The sequence below is a fragment of the Flavobacterium shii genome, assembly GCF_025847235.1.
Taxonomy (GTDB): domain Bacteria; phylum Bacteroidota; class Bacteroidia; order Flavobacteriales; family Flavobacteriaceae; genus Flavobacterium; species Flavobacterium shii.
In genome coordinates, this window is sequence record NZ_JAOZEW010000010.1 from 128,269 (window position 1) to 146,289 (window position 18,021).

General features: G+C 33.0%; 17 protein-coding genes. 11 read left to right on the top strand and 6 right to left on the bottom strand.

Annotation, left to right across the window (positions count from 1 at the left end):
* Positions 1 to 7 precede the first annotated feature (7 nt).
* Together OIU83_RS10990 and OIU83_RS10995 are read right to left on the bottom strand one after the other, a co-directional pair.
* Positions 8 to 511: a GNAT family N-acetyltransferase gene (locus OIU83_RS10990; protein ID WP_264206305.1), complete on the bottom strand. Its 504-nt coding sequence runs from the start codon at positions 509 to 511 to the stop codon at positions 8 to 10.
* A gap of 25 nt (positions 512 to 536) precedes the next feature.
* A complete protein-coding gene (locus OIU83_RS10995) occupies positions 537 to 1,706 on the bottom strand; it encodes a thioredoxin family protein (protein ID WP_264206306.1) in 1,170 nt (389 codons plus the stop codon).
* Positions 1,707 to 1,840: 134 nt separating this feature from the next.
* Here OIU83_RS10995 and menD point away from each other — a divergent pair, with 134 nt between their 5' ends.
* The 9 genes from menD to OIU83_RS11040 all read left to right on the top strand — a co-directional run bounded on the left by menD (position 1,841) and on the right by OIU83_RS11040 (position 12,138).
* Positions 1,841 to 3,502, top strand: coding sequence for a 2-succinyl-5-enolpyruvyl-6-hydroxy-3-cyclohexene-1-carboxylic-acid synthase (gene menD / locus OIU83_RS11000; RefSeq protein ID WP_264206307.1), 1,662 nt, complete (start codon positions 1,841 to 1,843; stop codon positions 3,500 to 3,502).
* Positions 3,503 to 3,605: 103 nt separating this feature from the next.
* Positions 3,606 to 3,947, top strand: coding sequence for a DUF2853 family protein (locus tag OIU83_RS11005; RefSeq protein WP_264206308.1), 342 nt, complete (start codon positions 3,606 to 3,608; stop codon positions 3,945 to 3,947).
* A gap of 135 nt (positions 3,948 to 4,082) precedes the next feature.
* Complete coding sequence (locus OIU83_RS11010; RefSeq protein WP_264206309.1) at positions 4,083 to 4,937, top strand: CvfB family protein; 855 nt, start codon at positions 4,083 to 4,085, stop codon at positions 4,935 to 4,937.
* A 729-nt stretch (positions 4,938 to 5,666) separates the two neighbouring features.
* Complete coding sequence (locus OIU83_RS11015; protein ID WP_264206310.1) at positions 5,667 to 6,500, top strand: 1,4-dihydroxy-2-naphthoyl-CoA synthase; 834 nt, start codon at positions 5,667 to 5,669, stop codon at positions 6,498 to 6,500.
* Positions 6,501 to 6,579: 79 nt separating this feature from the next.
* Complete coding sequence (gene menA / locus OIU83_RS11020) at positions 6,580 to 7,542, top strand: 1,4-dihydroxy-2-naphthoate octaprenyltransferase (protein ID WP_264206311.1); 963 nt, start codon at positions 6,580 to 6,582, stop codon at positions 7,540 to 7,542.
* A 27-nt stretch (positions 7,543 to 7,569) separates the two neighbouring features.
* Positions 7,570 to 8,247, top strand: coding sequence for a metal-dependent hydrolase (locus tag OIU83_RS11025; RefSeq protein WP_264206312.1), 678 nt, complete (start codon positions 7,570 to 7,572; stop codon positions 8,245 to 8,247).
* Positions 8,248 to 8,320: 73 nt separating this feature from the next.
* The gene (locus OIU83_RS11030) at positions 8,321 to 9,769 is read left to right on the top strand and encodes a S41 family peptidase (RefSeq protein ID WP_264206313.1); all 1,449 of its coding nucleotides are present in this window, start codon (positions 8,321 to 8,323) and stop codon (positions 9,767 to 9,769) included.
* Between the two features lie 26 nt (positions 9,770 to 9,795).
* Entirely contained in the window at positions 9,796 to 10,998 is a 1,203-nt protein-coding gene (locus OIU83_RS11035) for a tetratricopeptide repeat protein (protein WP_264206314.1), read from the top strand.
* Positions 10,999 to 11,094: 96 nt separating this feature from the next.
* Positions 11,095 to 12,138 (top strand): o-succinylbenzoate synthase, encoded by a 1,044-nt coding sequence (locus OIU83_RS11040; protein WP_264206315.1) that lies wholly within the window; start codon positions 11,095 to 11,097, stop codon positions 12,136 to 12,138.
* A gap of 207 nt (positions 12,139 to 12,345) precedes the next feature.
* Here the strand turns inward: OIU83_RS11040 and OIU83_RS11045 are convergent, their stop codons facing one another.
* The gene (locus OIU83_RS11045; protein WP_264206316.1) at positions 12,346 to 12,897 is read right to left on the bottom strand and encodes a hypothetical protein; all 552 of its coding nucleotides are present in this window, start codon (positions 12,895 to 12,897) and stop codon (positions 12,346 to 12,348) included.
* Positions 12,898 to 12,918: 21 nt separating this feature from the next.
* Positions 12,919 to 13,749, bottom strand: a complete 831-nt coding sequence (locus tag OIU83_RS11050) for an OmpA family protein (protein WP_264206317.1) — start codon at positions 13,747 to 13,749, stop codon at positions 12,919 to 12,921.
* A 313-nt stretch (positions 13,750 to 14,062) separates the two neighbouring features.
* Between OIU83_RS11050 and OIU83_RS11055 the strand changes: the two genes are divergently transcribed.
* The gene (locus OIU83_RS11055) at positions 14,063 to 14,539 is read left to right on the top strand and encodes a CYTH domain-containing protein (protein ID WP_264206360.1); all 477 of its coding nucleotides are present in this window, start codon (positions 14,063 to 14,065) and stop codon (positions 14,537 to 14,539) included.
* A 5-nt stretch (positions 14,540 to 14,544) separates the two neighbouring features.
* Positions 14,545 to 15,516, top strand: coding sequence for a YpdA family putative bacillithiol disulfide reductase (locus OIU83_RS11060; RefSeq protein WP_264206318.1), 972 nt, complete (start codon positions 14,545 to 14,547; stop codon positions 15,514 to 15,516).
* Positions 15,517 to 15,665: 149 nt separating this feature from the next.
* On the opposite strand, the gene OIU83_RS11065 is transcribed toward OIU83_RS11060, so the two are convergent.
* Together OIU83_RS11065 and msrA are read right to left on the bottom strand one after the other, a co-directional pair.
* A complete protein-coding gene (locus OIU83_RS11065) occupies positions 15,666 to 17,237 on the bottom strand; it encodes a protein adenylyltransferase SelO (RefSeq protein ID WP_264206319.1) in 1,572 nt (523 codons plus the stop codon).
* Positions 17,238 to 17,272: 35 nt separating this feature from the next.
* Positions 17,273 to 17,803, bottom strand: coding sequence for a peptide-methionine (S)-S-oxide reductase MsrA (msrA, locus tag OIU83_RS11070; protein ID WP_264206320.1), 531 nt, complete (start codon positions 17,801 to 17,803; stop codon positions 17,273 to 17,275).
* Between the last annotated feature and the right edge of the window lie 218 nt (positions 17,804 to 18,021).

Below are 18,021 nucleotides of genomic sequence, written 5' to 3' on the forward strand. Positions count from 1 at the left end.
CGTTTTTTTATATATGTTTAAGAATCAATTGCATGAAAACCAAATCCAACCAATGATCAAATTTATACCCAACTTCACGGATAGTTCCAGTAGCAACAAATCCAAACTTCTCATGAAAAGTAATACTTCCCGCATTATCGGCATCAATAGCACCAATCATTACGTGATATCCTTGTTCTTTGGCCAAGCCAATTAATTCTGTCAATAATTTAGAACCAATACCTTTACCGATTATGTTTTCAGTTACATAAACAGAATGTTCAATAGTATATTGATAGCCTATTTTTTCTCTAAACGGACCATAACTACCAAAACCAATAACTTCGCCATCTATTTCGGCTACAATAACGGGCAGGTTTTTAGCATTTTTATCTTCAAACCATTTTTGCTGTACTTCAATTGTCTGGATTTCATAACTGTAATTAGCAGTTGTATAGAGAATAGAATGATTAACAATATCAAGAATTTTACTTAAATCCTTAGAGTTTGCTGGTCGAATTGTTACAGACATAATTAGTTTTATTATTTATAGTTTTTTATTTAAGTTCGGTTAGTAAAGCATCAACATCTTTTGGATCCCAATCCATTTCCTTACAAATAGCTTTTGCCTTTTTAGCATACACCAAAGCCGATTTTTTATCTTTTATCTTAATATAAAGTCGGGCCAAGAGTAAATTCCCATCATAAGAATCATTAAGGTCCAAAGAACGTTTTACCCATTCTATTGCTTTTTTAAGACTTTCGACATCAGTAATATTTTTTAAATATACTTGTCCGATTTCCTTTAGAGTACTTGGGTTATTCCAAACATATTTTTGAGTTCCGTCCAGAGTTGTTTTTTTATAATATGCCCAATTGGTACTTCTTTCGGCAATAGATAAATCATAAGAAAAAATAAGAGAATCTGTTTTTTGAAGATGAATTGTTTTAGCAATTTCTCTCTGTTTATAGTAATTAATAGTATCCAGACTTTCGGTATAAGGGCGTAATAATTCGGTTACGATGTTAATGATTTTTTTCTCCACACGATCAGGAGAAGCAACAGCTCCAAACTCTTTTTGATGTTGTAATACATATTGAAATTCATGCGATTGGATATCGCTTACACCATTGGATATAATACGCCAGTTAAGTTCGCTAAGTAATTGTGGGTCCGATTGTGTGGCAAGATACGTATGAGTAGCTTTGGATAAATCGACCCTTTCGCGGCCTTTTCTCAACGTATTTAAGTAAGCCAGACATTTATTAGGATTACTGGGATCGGCCATAAATGCAGCCTCAAGATAAGGTAATTGCATTTTAGGATTTAATGCATTTTTAATTTCGTTTAAAAAGTCGGCTGTTTTTATTTCTCCCTTTAAATTATATAAAACAGTTTCATTAGCATCTATAATTAAAAAACTAGGCAATGATTTAGTGTCAAACTTGCTTTTTAAGGCAATTCCTTCTTCTTTATCAATATCTTTCCATAAACAGATATAATTATCCTTTAAAAAGGTCATTACAGCCGGATCTTTAAGAGTACTGCTTTTCATTACATTGCAATGAGGACACCAAGTAGCATAAAGCATAATAAAAACTGGTTTGTTTTCTTTTTTAGCTTTTACAAGAGCCTCCTTATAAGAAACGTCATCGTTAATAAATTGACTCTGAGCATTTCCCGTATGTAAAAATAATATAAGTAATGATAGATAAATCAAGCGCATAATCCTTCTGTTTTTATTAAAGATAATTTTTACAAATATATTTCCTTTTTCTATAAAAAAATGGTAATATCTCGTTATTTATACCATAAATCATATCCTAACTTAGTAACTTTGTACTTCATAATTTCGTAAAAATGATTTACCCCAAAATACCACTGGCACAGAGCATCATTCAGATTTGTTTAGAAAAAGGAATTACCAACATTATTATATCTCCAGGATCACGAAACGCACCTTTAACCATAGGATTTGTAAGTAACCCCGCATTTCAGTGCTATAGTATTGCCGACGAAAGATGTGCAGCATTTTTTGCATTAGGAATCGCCCAGCAAACGGGACAACCAACGGCTTTAGTATGTACTTCGGGTTCGGCATTGTTGAATTATTATCCTGCTTTTGCAGAAGCATTTTATAGTCAGATTCCGTTAATTGTAATCTCAGCAGATCGTCCGCAAAGCAAGATCGATATAGGCGATGGACAAACCATTCGTCAGGAAAATGTATATTTAAATCACTCTTTGTATAATGCCAATTTGCATGAAGATGTTTCCTCCGAAAATGACCAAAAAATCAATGAAGCAATAGATACTGCTAAAGCAAAAAGAGGACCCGTACATATTAATGCTCCATTTGAAGAGCCATTATATGAAACAGTTTCAGAACTTTCTGTAAAGCCAATAATAAACACTTACGTAAAAGAAAACCAGTCGGAAACAATAGAGGATTTAGCCGATATGGTTGCTTCTTGGAACAAATCGACCCGTAAGATGGTTTTGGTAGGAGTAAATGAGCCGGATACTATTAGCAAGAAAACAATAGAAGGATTGGCCAATGATAAATCGACAGTAGTTTTAACCGAAACAACGTCTAATTTGTATCACCCGAGTTTTGTTAATAATATAGATACTTTAATTACACCGTTTACAGCAACCGATTTTGAAGACTTTCAGCCCGAAATTCTGGTGACTTTTGGAGGAATGATAGTATCTAAACGTATAAAGGCGTTTTTACGAAAGTACAAGCCAAAACAACATTGGCATATTGATACATTAAGGGCTTATGATACATTTGGTGCTTCGCCAAAGCATATAAAAATAAATCCAAATGATTTCTTTGAAGCCTTTTTTCCTAAAACAGAATCTATTGAAAGTGATTATTTTTCAAAAATCTCAAAAATAAATGATTTAAGAAAAGTAAGAGTGCAGGAATATTTAGGTAAGATTCCGTTTTCTGATTTTAAAGTTTTCGAAAAAGTAATAGAAGCATTACCTAAAAACAGTCAGTTACAAATAAGTAATAGTTCGGCTATTCGTTACGCACAATTAATCGATATCGATTCATCTATAGAAGTTTTCTGTAATCGTGGTACAAGCGGAATCGACGGTAGTACATCGACTGCTATTGGAGCTGCAGTTGGCAATTCCAAACCTGCCGTTTTTATAACAGGCGATATTAGTTTCTTGTATGATAGTAATGCTTTGTGGAATAGTTATATCCCTAAAAATTTTAAGATTATAATCATTAATAATGGAGGAGGAGGGATCTTCCGTATTTTACCGGGGCATCAGGAACAACCAGTATTTAATACCTTCTTTGAGACATCACACCATTTAACAGCCGAATTTATGGCAGGAATGTTCAAGATGAATTATATAAAAGCCAGCGATGAAAGTTCCTTACAATTGGGTTTGCAATCCTTGTATGGTTCGAATGATGCACCAGCTATTTTGGAAATTTTCACACCAACAATTGAAAACGATAAAATATTGCTTCAATTTTTTAAAGAGTTATTATAAGGTTAATTTTATTAAAAAATACTTAAAAGAAATACCTTGTATAAAATAAATGCTTAAATTTGAGAATATAAACTAGTATTAATCAAATATTAAATTTTTATTTATGAGCGCAAGAGACGAATTAATTGTAAAGTATGCTGCCGATTTAAAAGATAAATGTGGTGTAACCCCGAATATGGATTTATTGACAAAAGTGACCATTGGTTGTGGGCCGTCAATATACAATGCAGATGCAGCAACTGTTGCAGGAACGCAAAAATCGGAATTGGAAACAGTAAAGAATAATTTTTTAATTAAGAAATTAGGATTAGCAGATAGCACCGCTTTAGATGCTGGAATTGATGCAGTATTAGAAAAATACGGACGCTCAAACAAGAATAAATACAGAGCAGTTGTATACTATTTATTGACACTTCATTTTAAAAAAGAAAGTGTTTACAAATAGTATTAAACTTTAAAATATAGAAAGCGCCTAATAGGCGCTTTTTTAATGGAATAATTTTTCTGCTTCTCATTTTCAAACTTCGTACCTTTGCGACTTAGAAACTTGCTTATTTAGCAATACAGAACATTAAAGAAGATGATTGAAATAGGAAAATACAACACCTTAACTATATTACGTGATACCAAAGTTGGATTGTTTTTGGGTAACCCCGAGAAAGATCCAGAAGGGATACACGACATACTATTACCAAATAAATATGTTCCAAATGAATTTGAAATTGGCGAAGAACTTATCGTTTTCGTTTATTTGGATCATGAAGAACGTCCGGTTGCAACAACATTAGAACCTTATATTTTATTGAACGAGTTTGCGCTTTTACGTGTAAACTACATCAACCAGATTGGTGCGTTTATGGATTGGGGAATGGAAAAAGATATTTTGGTTCCATTTAAAGAACAAGCGCGTCCTATGGAAAAAGGAAAGCGTTACTTGGTTTATTTATATATGGACGAAAAAACCAATCGTTTGGTAGCTTCAAGTAAAACCAATCAATTCCTGAACAATGATAATCTAACTGTCGAAAAAGGCGAAGAGGTAGATTTAATTGTTTCTCATATTACCGAAATAGGAATCAACGTTATCATCAATGAGAAACATAAAGGATTGTTATACAAAGATGAGGTTTATGATGACGCTATTCGTACAGGAGACCGTATGCGTGGTTACATCAAGAACATTCGTCCTGATAATAAAATAGATGTATCATTGCAAGTTCAAGGATACCAAAGTATCGAGCCAAATGCCGAGAAGATAATGGATGAATTAAGAGCAAGTCGTGGTTTTTTAAGACTTACCGACAACTCTCACCCAGAAGATATTAAAACGGTGCTTAAAATGAGTAAGAAAACATTCAAAAAAGCGATTGGAGCTCTTTATAGAGAAAAACTAATCGAGATTAAAGAAGACGGAATTTACTTGGTTAAAGAGTAGTATAAAGTTATTATAACAAGAAAGGCTAATCATTACGATTAGCCTTTCCCTTTTTTATTCCAGTTTTAAAAAAAATTGTAATTAAACAAAACAAAAATAAAATAAATGTACTTTCATCGCTAAAAGTGAATATAGCCACACAATGAATATTGTACTTAATTATGTTGCGTGTGACTTGCTACTTTCTTAGATGGGCTTGTCTTGAAATAAGGGTAACAAATACTTAAATGCTAAAATTAATTTCGCGGCAGAACCTTTGGTTTATTTTTAATATTTTTAAAGACAATTAAACGATAATAAGTACTCTGTTTACAGAGTAGTTTAATAAATCTTCTGGGTTAACCGTAGGTGTTACTATCTCTTTTTTGCAATTTCGACAAATGCTATTCTCATTTGCTCATTGTCTAGAGTTTTTAAATTTAAAACCATAGAAAAATGAGCGACAAATTTTTTAAATTTTCTCAAAAAAATCATTTTTTAGGTTAATAAATCAGTGAAAGAAAATCAATCCAAAATGTGTACGAAAAATACTGTATCACATTGATTAATAGAGGGTAAAGGTAAATAATAAAAAATGGAATACACTAAGAATTAATATTGTTTTTTGTTTGAAAACGGGTTTTAACATTTAGGCAAAATTATTTTAGTAATTACTTCATAGTGATTGTGTAGTCTAAAGTGTAAAAAATGATTTATTTTTACACTATAATTAATTAAAAATAGCATCTAATGGATTGGATTACTGTCAGAGAATTTGAAGATATAACCTATAAAAAATGCAATGGAGTTGCGAGAATAGCTTTTAACAGACCTAACGTACGTAACGCATTCCGACCAAAAACAACATCCGAATTATACCAAGCATTCTACGATGCACAAGAAGACACTTCGATAGGAGTAGTATTATTATCTGCCGAAGGTCCATCGACCAAGGATGGCGTGTATTCTTTTTGTAGTGGAGGAGATCAAAATGCAAGAGGGCATCAAGGATATGTAGGAGATGATGGACAACATCGTTTAAATATTTTGGAGGTACAACGATTAATTCGTTTTATGCCAAAAGTTGTTATAGCTGTAGTTCCAGGATGGGCAGTAGGAGGCGGACATAGTTTACACGTAGTTTGCGATATGACATTGGCGAGTAAAGAACATGCTATTTTCAAGCAAACCGATGCAGATGTTACCAGTTTCGACGGAGGATACGGTTCGGCTTACCTTGCCAAAATGGTTGGACAGAAAAAAGCACGTGAGATTTTCTTCTTAGGGCGTAATTATTCGGCTCAGGAAGCAATGGATATGGGAATGGTAAACGCTGTTATTCCTCACGATGAGCTAGAAGATACTGCTTATGAATGGGCGCAAGAGATATTACAAAAATCACCAACATCTATAAAAATGCTAAAATTTGCTATGAATCTTACCGATGATGGTATGGTTGGGCAACAGGTTTTTGCAGGAGAAGCAACCCGTTTGGCTTATATGACCGAAGAAGCCAAAGAAGGAAGAAATGCCTTCCTGGAAAAAAGAAAGCCTAATTTTGGCGAAAACAAATGGTTGCCATAAAAAGAGTTTAAAAGTTTAAAGTTTCAAGTTCTGGAACCTTAAACTTTAAACCTTAAACTTTAAATTAAACAAAAATATAATGAAACATTGGATTGAAGCCGCTAGATTAAGAACATTACCCTTATCAGTTTCTGGAATTATCGTTGGTAGTATGTACGCTTTGGCAAACCCTACAGAAGACGTTTATACACCTACAGAGGTTTTTAATTGGAAAATTTTCGGTTTTGCACTTTTAACAACGCTTGGTTTACAGGTTTTATCCAATTTCGCCAATGATTATGGCGATGGAGTAAAAGGAACCGATAATGAAGACAGAATAGGGCCTAAGCGCGCAATACAAAGTGGTGTAATAACACCACAAGCCATGAAAAAGGCCATAATGATCACATCTATGTTGACATTATTATCTGCAATTACCTTAATTTATTTTGCTTTTGGCGAGACTAATTTTGTGTATTCTATCTTTTTCTTATTACTGGGAATAGCAGCAATTATTTCGGCAATTCGTTACACAGTAGGTAATTCGGCTTATGGATATAAAGGATTTGGAGACGTATTTGTCTTTGTCTTTTTTGGATTAGTGAGTACGTTGGGTGTTAATTTTTTATACTCAAAACAAATAGATGCAGTATTGATTTTACCAGCTGTAGCTATAGGATTATTGAGTGTTGGGGTTTTGAACCTAAATAATATGCGTGATGAAGAATCCGATAGAAAATCGGGAAAGAACACGATTGTTGTAAAAATGGGAGGTAAAAATGCCAAAAGATATCATTTCTTTTTAATCATAACAGCGATGATTTCCGTAGTTGCATTTGCTGTTTTAAGCGATTATCGTTTCGATCAATACCTATTTTTATTGGCATACATACCTTTAACCAAACATTTAATAACCGTTTATAAAAATCAGGAACCTAAATTATTAGATCCTCAATTAAAAACACTAGCACTAAGTACATTTTTACTTTCAGTATTATTGACTTTGTGTATGATTTCATTAATTTCAGATATCATCGTTAATCTCTTCTTAGGAGGAAGATAATATGTCAAACTTTAAAATTTTATCAAAATGAAAATCACATTTTACGGTCATGCCTCGTTAGGAATCGAAGTAGGAGGGAAACACATATTAGTAGACCCCTTTATTACAGGGAATCCATTGGCTTCACATATCGATATAAACACATTAAGAGCCGATTATATCTTGCTTACGCATGCGCACGGAGATCATATTCTCGATGTCGAAACCATTGCAAAAAATACCGATGCGGTAATAGTTTCCAATGCCGAAATTGCAAGTTATTATGCCCAAAGAGAGTTTAAATCCCACCCAATGAACCACGGTGGAAGTTGGCAATTCGACTTCGGGAAAGTAAAATATGTAAATGCCATACATTCAAGTTCATTTCCCGATGGCAGTAACGGAGGGAATCCAGGTGGTTTTGTAATCGAAGGAGAACATAAAAACATCTATATTGCAGGAGATACTGCGCTTACAATGGATATGAAATTAATCCCAATGCGTACCAAACTGGATTTGGCTATTTTGCCAATCGGTAACAACTTTACAATGGATGTTGAAGATGCTATTATTGCTTCAGATTTTATCGAATGTGATAAAATTCTAGGGTATCATTTCGATACATTCGGGTATATCAAAATTAATCATGAAGATGCTATTCGTAAGTTTTTTGACAAAGGAAAAGACTTAATGCTTATAGCAATAGGAGAATCTATAGAATTATAAATAGTATTTGTTATCCTGCAAAGACGAAGGATATCGTTCCTGTCAGGGCTAAAAAAAACATTCAATCAAGAAAATGAAATCTAGAAAAATATTTTTATTCTTTTTAATTATTATAACATTTAGTTCTTATGCACAAAAATGTTCTTGTGAAGATGATTTTTATTGGTTAAAGAAAACGTTTGAAGAAAACGATGCAGGTTTTAAATATGTCATTGATAAAAAAGGTTTAACAGAATATCAAAACCACAATACTACTTTCAGTAAAAAAGTAAAAAAAATAAAAAATTTAAATGATTGCAGGAATGTGCTTTTTGATTGGTTACTTTTTTTTAGACCTGCGCACTTATCGCTATCAGTAAACCAGGAATATGCAAATAAATTAGTTAGTAAAACTAATATAGAAACTGCAGAGAAATGGGAAAAAGTAGAAATAAAGGAAGAAGAATTAAAAAATAAATTATCTAAAGTATCCCAACCAAGTTTTGAAGGTATTTGGGTTTCAGCTCCCTATACAATTGGAGTTATCAAAAGAAATGATGAATATATTGGTTACGTTTTAGAGGCAAAAGGGACAAAATGGGAGCAATATCAAGTAAAATTTAAGATTAAAGAAAATGTAGATAAAACATATAGTGTAGTGTACTATATGGGAGATTATTCTGCTCAAAAATTTAATGAAATAAAATTTATAGGAAACAATTTTTTAAAGATTGGTTTTATTTCATTACAAAGGGTATTTCCAGCAAATATTGAAGAAAATCAAGATATTACGAATTATGTAGAATCACTGATAACCCAAAAGGCCTTTGTTAAAGAGATTTCAAAACAAACTGTTTTACTGAGAATCCCGTCATTTAATTATTCTAATAAAAAAACTATTGATAGTGTACTTTTGGCTAACAATAAATTAATCCTTTCAAAAGAAAATTTAATAATCGATTTAAGAAATAATGGTGGAGGTTCAGATGCCAGTTTCGAGAACATAACCCCATACTTATATACTAATCCTATTAGAACTGTTGGAGTTGAATATTTATCAACCACGCAGAATAATAAGCGTATGGTAGATTTTATGGAAGACCCAGATTGGTCAACTGAAGATAAAGAATGGGCAAAGAAAGGATTAGATAAGCTGAATGCAAATATTGGTAAGTTTGTTAATTTACAAGAGAACGTAGTTGATGAACTTAAATTAGGCATCATTTATGATAATCCAAAAAATGTAGCAATCATTATTAATAAAAATAATGCAAGTACAACAGAACAATTTTTATTGGCAGCAAAACAAAGTAAAAAAGTTAAGCTTTTTGGAACCACAACCGAAGGTGTATTAGACATTTCTAATATGTATTTTATAGATTCTCCTTGCAAAGATTTAAAACTTGGATATTCGTTGTCAAAAAGCCTAAGAATCCCTGATATGGAAATAGACGGGAAAGGGATTCAGCCAGATTATTATATTGATAAAACAATTCCAGATTATGAATGGGTTAAATTTACTGAAAGTATATTAATTAAGTAATTATGATATTAAAAATCATGACAATAATGAGATCTAGAAAATTAGTTTTAGTACTTTTAATAAGCTCATTTTATCCTGCTTTTGCTCAAAAAGAAGGATATTGGGACAAAGAACGATCTACAACCAAAGAAATAATCGTTTCGGCCCGTGACCGAATCATCATTCCAACCGAAGATTTACCATTAGGAACTACCGAAGTAGTTTATAGAATCACCTTATTAGACGAAAACCAGCAATTAGCAAGTAGTTTGGTTTCGGTATTAAAATCGATTCCAGATCCCACAGGAATTAGTCAGGGTTCAGCCGGAGCAGTTTTCCTAATGTCGAAAATCTCAGGGGATGATAAATGTAAATATGCCCTGTTTACCGATCAGGCAACAGCCAAAAGTTATATCCAAAGCGGAAAAACTGATAAAGCATGTTACGCACAAGAAGAACCGGTAAGTAAAGACGCAAAACGCTTGTCATTGGATAAATCAATTTGTTTACAGCCAAACGTAAATACAATTTGGTTTGGTTTCGAAAGTAAAAATTGGATATTAAAGCAAAAAGTAGTTCTGGAAGTAGTGCCGTGGGTTGATATAAAGCTAAGTCGTGGTTGGAGTCAGGAGAATAAAAAAGAAATTATCAGCCAATGTAAAACGTCAAACTTGGCGCAGAAAATGGCAAATTCAGATGATTTTTGCGTTTGCATCCTCGATAAAATCCAAAAGCAATATCGCTATACCGAGTTTGATAAACTATTGGCAATGGAAAAAATCAAAGCCTATAAAGATTATGGAAGTTCCTGTTATAATGATGTGAATCTTTCAAAAAATATCTATAGTGATTTAAGAAATCAAGCCTCCAAATTAATAAAAGCTCAAAAGTATGGCGAAGCAATCGCTTTGCTGCATACAATAATCACAGATAAAAAAGCAACGGCATTGGATTATAGCTCAATTGGATATTGTTATATCTTGACCAAGCAATATGAGAAAGCTATTAAATTCTTAAAAGAAGGTGAAAAACTAGATGAAACCGAGTTGCAGTTAAAACTTAATTTGGCTCATGCTTACTTAGTAAATGATGATTATAAAGATGCCAAGGCAATTTATAAAAAATACCAAACCCAAAACGTAACCGATAGTTTAAGTTGGATCGAAAAAGTAAAGTTAGATTTTGCTGTTTTTAAGAAGGCAAATTTACCATCGGGTAACTTCGACAGAGTTTTAGATCTTTTTAATTAATTATCTTACCATATAGGTAATTTATGTTCATATAAAAATGTTTAAGACAACAGCTTATATTTACTTAAATGACTTATATGTTTAAAAATATTCACATTGAAAGCTACTTATCATAAATACATACTTGATTTTAAACGCCCATCGGGAACTTCCCGTGGCGTGATGAATGAAAAAGAAACTTGGTTTATAGTTATTGAAGAAAACAATAAGAAAGGAATAGGCGAGTGTGGTATTCTAAGAGGATTAAGCGCAGACGACCGTGACGATTACGAAGAGAAATTACAATGGGCATGCGATAATATTCATCTTGGCGAAACAGCGCTTTGGGAAGCATTATTAGAGTTTCCTTCCATACAATTTGGAGTAGAAATGGCTTTTCGTTCCTTACATAGTGAAACCCCTTATTTACTATTTCCTTCAGGTTTTACTATAGGAGCACAATCTATAGCAATAAATGGTTTGGTCTGGATGGGAGAACCAGAGTTTATGAAACAGCAAATAGAAGAAAAACTAGCTACTGGATTTTGTTGCATTAAGCTTAAAATTGGTGCCATAGACTTTGATAAAGAACTCGAATTATTAGGTTTTATACGCAGCCATTTTAGTCCGGAAGAAATAGAAATAAGAGTAGATGCTAATGGTGCTTTTGGATTAGACACTGCTTTAGATAAGCTAATAAAGCTTAATGCATATAAGTTGCATAGTATCGAGCAACCCATAAAGCAAAACAATATTGAGGCTATGGCTGAGTTATGCCGAACAACTCCTTTTCCTATTGCTCTGGATGAAGAGTTAATTGGAATATTTTCATTGCAGCAAAAAGAAGAATTATTACAAAAGATAAAACCACAATATATTATTTTAAAACCAAGCTTTATAGGTGGTTTTCGAGGAACGCAGGAATGGATTACATTGGCTCAGAAACATAATATCGGTTGGTGGATTACATCGGCTCTGGAAAGTAATATTGGTCTTAATGCAATTGCGCAATGGACTTTTTTACAAAATAATACAATGCCACAAGGTTTAGGAACAGGAGCTTTATATACCAATAATTTTAATTGTCCGCTAGAAGTTAACCAAGGACAATTATGGTATAATTCAGATTTAAATTGGGAAATAGATATTCATAAGCTATAATCTCTGCAAGATGCTACGTTATTATCCTAACAGTCCCAATCCCGAAACTTCGGGACGGAATAAAATCTGTTAGGGATTTTATATAAAAAATATTTGCATAGCTATATTTTTCAGTGTTTTAAAGATTTACACTCAATAGATTTTCTTTAAAATTAGAAATAAAAAAACTGGCATAAAGCCAGTTTTTAAGTTATCGAGAGCAAGAAATTACTCTTTTCCGCCGTCTAAGGCATCTTGCCATTCTTTTAATTCTTTCCATTTTCCTTCATAAGCCAGCTTAGCTTGTCTTGCCCATGTTCCCGGATTATGAATAACATAGTTTTCACCAGCATTATCAAGGATAGTTTGAGATTTAGATGTTGGAGTTTCAGATAAAGCCAACCAGGTTTTGATTCCTGCTTTATGATAGAGTTCCTCGATTTTAGGACCAATTCCTTCAATTATTTTCAAATCATCTTGTTTTATTTTTTTGCCATATACAGTTGCTGCCAATGCCGCATCAAAAGCAATTTCAGGAGTTGATTTGCTAACAAATGATTGTGCAGATGCCGAAATTTTTGCTTTAGATGCTAAGTCGGCTTCCAAAGAAGCTATTTTAGCTGTTAAGTTCTTAGAATTTGCTCTGCAAGCGTCTAAATCAGCTTGTAATGAAAGTAAATCGGATTCATTTCCTTTTGAAGCCATTTTTCCTATTAAGTAACCTAAAATTCCACAGATTAACCCAACAAGTGCTGGTATTAAGATACAAGGTATATTCATGATGTTATTTTTTTGGATTAATTATTTTATTGTAACTACAGTTCTACGATTATTTGCTTTGCCATCGGCAGTTGTATTGTCGCCTATAGGTTCATCGGGACCTTTTGATTGCGTTTCTATCTTGCTGGCATTAATACCATTTTTAGATAAATACTTTTTAGTAAAATCAGCACGTTTTTGACCTAATACAACATTCGATTCTCGTTTTCCAACATTATCAGAATGTCCAACTACCAATAAAGCACCATCGCCTACATGAAGAATGTAATAGGTGATATCTTTAATTTTTTGACGATCGGTAGTATTTAGATTATCATTGGATTTATTAGTATTAAAATGAAGAACCAATGGATCAGCGTTTATTTTGGCTTTTAAAGCCGCAAAATCTTCTCCGTTTGTCTTTGTTGCTACAGAATCTGTTAAGGCATTTATTTCGTATGAAACGGGCCCTAAAAGAGTATCTCCATTTGTTTTCCAAGTATCTATTATTTCGCCTTTGGTATCAAACTTACCTGCTGATATACCTTTTGAAACAAAATAATTTTTAACATCATTTGCCCTTGCTAAACCAAGATTAGGATAAGTTGTTGTGTTCTTTTCCTCGGTAGTAGCGTATCCGGTAATTGTGACCTTTTGTTTTGGATCGCCATTTAGGAACGTTTTCAGTTTTTCAATGCCAATCGCAACAGAGTCTTTTACGGGTTGGATAATCGCAGCACTGTTCTTAAGGAACTTAAGATTGTCACTACTGTGATAGTCAATTCCGGTACCGTTAATTACAAAAGGAACCGTCTCAATGACCGTTTCTTTTACAATAACTACTTTTTCGATATCGTCTGCAGGTTCTTTCATACAGCAATTGCAGCAAAATTTTAAATACAAGAAAGTACCTAAAATTATTGTGACTACAATGCCTAATAGATAAAGTGTTTTTTTAGACATAATATTTATGAGTTAAAATTCTCTCAAATTTAACAAAAAAATAAATGCAAAAGGTTACTAATCAGTTATTTTAATATTATTGATTTAAATGAGTGATTTTTAAGGCTAAGATTTTGCTTACTTTTTTAAATTAACAATTAAAGCCAGGAATAGTATTGAAAAATCTTAATTCAGCAATTAATTAAAATCAGTAACTTGCTAACTGAATTTAGTTATGAAAAAGATGGTAGAAATAGAAAGAAAGTTTTTAGTTAAAACAACCGATTTTAAAGAACAGGCTTTCGCCAAAAACAGTATTGCACAGGGGTATTTAAGCTCTCAACCAGAGCGTACAGTACGTATTCGAATAAAAGGTACAAAAGGGTATATTACGATAAAAGGAATTGGAAGCGATAGTGGAATGTCACGATTTGAATGGGAAAATGAAATTCCGCTAGAAGAAGCACAAGAATTATTAAAGTTGTGCGAGAAAGGCAAGATTGAGAAAACGAGATTCGAGATAAAGTCTGGAAATCATGTTTTTGAAGTAGATGAGTTTTATGGAGAAAACGAAGGGTTAATTATTGCCGAAATCGAATTAAAATCAGAAACTGATACTTTTGATAAACCAGATTGGCTGGGAGAAGAAGTAACTAATGATCCAAGGTATTACAATGCTTATTTAAGCAAGAATCCATTCTCGGAGTGGAAAAAACAATAGTATTTATGACAATCGAACAATACGATTTGATAATTGTTGGTGGCGGACCAATAGGTTTAGCCTGCGCAATCGAAGCACAAAAGAAAAAATTAAAGTATTTAATTATAGAAAAAGGAGCAATTGTAAACAGTATTTTCAATTATCCGCTGTATATGACCTTCTTTTCGACAGCCGAAAGGCTAGAAATAGGTGATATCCCTTTTAATTGTCTAGCTCCCAAGCCAGGTCGACAAGAAGCATTAGAGTATTATCGTAATATTCATCGTTATTTTAACTTCTCCATTCATTTATTTGAAAATGTGACCCAAGTTATCAAGCAAGATAATTCGCTTTTTAAAATAACCACAAATAAGGCATTATATGAAGCCAAGAATGTAATTATTGCTACAGGTTTTTATGATATTCCGATTTATATGAATGTAAAAGGTGAGGAGTTGCCTCAAGTACGCCATTATTACAAAGAAGCACATGAATATGCTTTTAGGAATGTTCTGGTTGTAGGTGCAAATAATTCCTCTGTAGATGCAGCCTTGGAATGCTGGCGAAAAGGCGCTAATGTTACAATGGTTATTCGCAAAAGCGAAATAAACAATCGAGTAAAATATTGGGTTAAACCGGATATCGAGAACAGAATAGCCGAAGGAAGTATAAAGGCTTATTTTGAGTCAAATATAGCCGAAATCCGAGAAGATGAGGTTGTGATAGATACTCCAAACGGAAAAATAACTATCGAAAGTGATTTTGTCTTAGCGCTTACTGGTTATAAACCGGATTTGACGTTTCTGGAAAAAATGGGAATTCAATTATCTGATAATGAAAAAAGAGTTCCAACATACAATCCCGAAACTATGGAAACCAATGTTGCAGGATTGTTTTTGGCAGGTGTTGTTTGTGGCGGAATGGAAACCCATAAATGGTTTATTGAGAATTCACGCGTTCATGCCAATATGATTGTAGATTGTATTACTTCGAAATAGAAAAAGTTTACGACTAATTCACTTTGTCTGTTCGATTTTTAGTCTCTGGTCTAAAAAAATAATCTGAATTTTAAATTTTTTTTTCAAAATTCAGATTATATCTTAATTTAATTTGTGTGAATCAGTGCAATTAGTGGCAAAAAAAACATCTAAGAACTACAAGAAAGCATAGAACAGCCTACTTTGTCTCTTGCCCAATCTGGTCGTTTGGCAAACCATTTTTCGTATTCAGGCTGCTCATCATAAGGATTTTTAAGCAATTGATACAATTCATCTACTAATGAATAATCACCTTCATCGGCAGCATCAATACTTAATTGTGCCATATAATTACGCAATACATATTTTGGATTTACCTTGTTTTGGTTTGTAGCGCGTTCTTCGTCGGTGATTTTTTCGGTATTCAAACGTTTCAAATAGTCTGAAAACCATTGTAACCAAGTCTTTAAAATTTCTCCTTTTATTTCTTCTGGATTGTAAAAAGCATCTTGGATACAAGTAAATGCTTCTTCGGCAGATTCCCCTTTTTTAATTTTATTTAAATTTCTAAAAAAGATAGTCATATCTGTTTCCGATAATTGCAAGTTAGTTTCTAAATCTGATATGATTTTACCATCAATTTCCTTAACGGTTGAAATCCCTAGTTTGTTAAGCATCATTTCTTTATATTCTTCGTCAAATGAATCAGAGAATGATTCTAATATACTCTCCAAACCTTCGGCTTCATTGATTAAAGGGTATAATGCATTTGCCAGTTGAAATAAATTCCACTTGGCAACATTAGCTTGATTGCCAAAACGGTATCTTTTATGTTGATTATCGGTCGTATTAGGTGTCCAGTTTGGATCATAATCTTCTAGCCATCCATAAGGACCAAAATCTATTGTTAGGCCGTGAATCGACATATTATCGGTATTCATAACCCCATGCACAAAACCTACACGTTGCCAATCCAGAATCATCTTGCGGGTTTTATCGGCTACAGCCTTAAAAAACTGAATATAGGCTTTTTTATCATCCTCTTCTTTTATCTCAGGATAATAATACTTGATGGTATAATCGGTAATAGATTTAAGATTTTTAAGTTCATTACGCGCTGTAAGCATTTCAAAACTTCCAAAACGGATAAACGATGGTGCAACACGACATACAATAGCCCCTTTTTCGTAAGCAGGATTGCCATCATACAGTTTATCACGCAATACTTCGTCGCCAGATAAGATTAAAGCAAGAGAACGGGTGGTAGGAACTCCCAAATAAAACATGGCTTCGCTACATAGATGTTCTCGTATAGAGGAACGTAAAACGGCTAAACCATCGGCAGTTCTCGAATAAGGCGTTTTTCCGGCTCCTTTAAGCTGTAAAGTATAAAACTGGTCATTATGTTCGATCTCGGTTAAATTAATAGCTCTACCGTCGCCTAATTGCCCCGCCCAATTTCCAAATTGATGCCCTGCATAACACATAGCATATGGATGAGTGGTTGGCAAAACTTCTTTGCCCGAAAAAACATTCAGGAAAGATTCCGATTGAGTATCTTTTGGCGAAAGCCCGATTAATTCAGCCACAGCTTCAGAAGCGTGAATTAATTTAGGTTCAGCAGGAATTCGTGGGGTAACATAAGAGAAACAAGTATTTAAAACCTGCCTTATTTCGTTAGTACTTAGTGGATCTTCGGGTAATTCGGCTGTAAACCGATTATGGATGTTTAATTTTTTCATTTTATTCAATTTCAATAATAGTAATTAGTGCTTGTTTATGCGAGTTTATCGGCATACATTTTTCTTAATTTTTGCACTTTAGGATCAATTACCATTCGGCAATAACCAGCTTCCTGATTGTTGTTGTAATAATTTTGATGGTCTTCATCGGCTTCATAAAACACTTCAAAAGGTTTTAATTCGGTTACGATTGGATCTGCATATAAGGGTTTTACAGCTTCAAATACTTGTTCTGCAATTGCTTTTTGTTCATCATCATGATATAAAATAATCGATCGATATTGAGTTCCTCTGTCAGCTCCTTGTTGGTTTAATGTCGTTGGGTCATGACTCGTCATAAAAATGGCAATTAAGTCATGATACGAAATGATTTCTGGGTCGAAAGTTACTTGTACAACTTCGGCATGTCCAGTTCTTCCTGTACAAACCTCGCGATAAGCAGGGTTTTTTATATGACCATCGGCATAGCCCGATTTTATTGCTATTATTCCCTTAAGGCGTTGAATAACTGCTTCAATACACCAGAAACAGCCACCTCCAAAAGTCGCTATAGATAAGTTTTTCATAATATATAATTTAAAATAATTATTGTTATTTATTGATAATGAGTAAGATATTGAAATAGCTTAGACTCAAATTTAATTCTAATTTGTTAGATTTACTAAAAAGAAACCTGTTAAAGAGGTATTTGATTATAAATAAAAGAAATTGTAATGCAGTTTTTACTTCAGCATTAACAAATTCACAATTATATAAAAAATATATACCTTTGTCTTCAAATCAG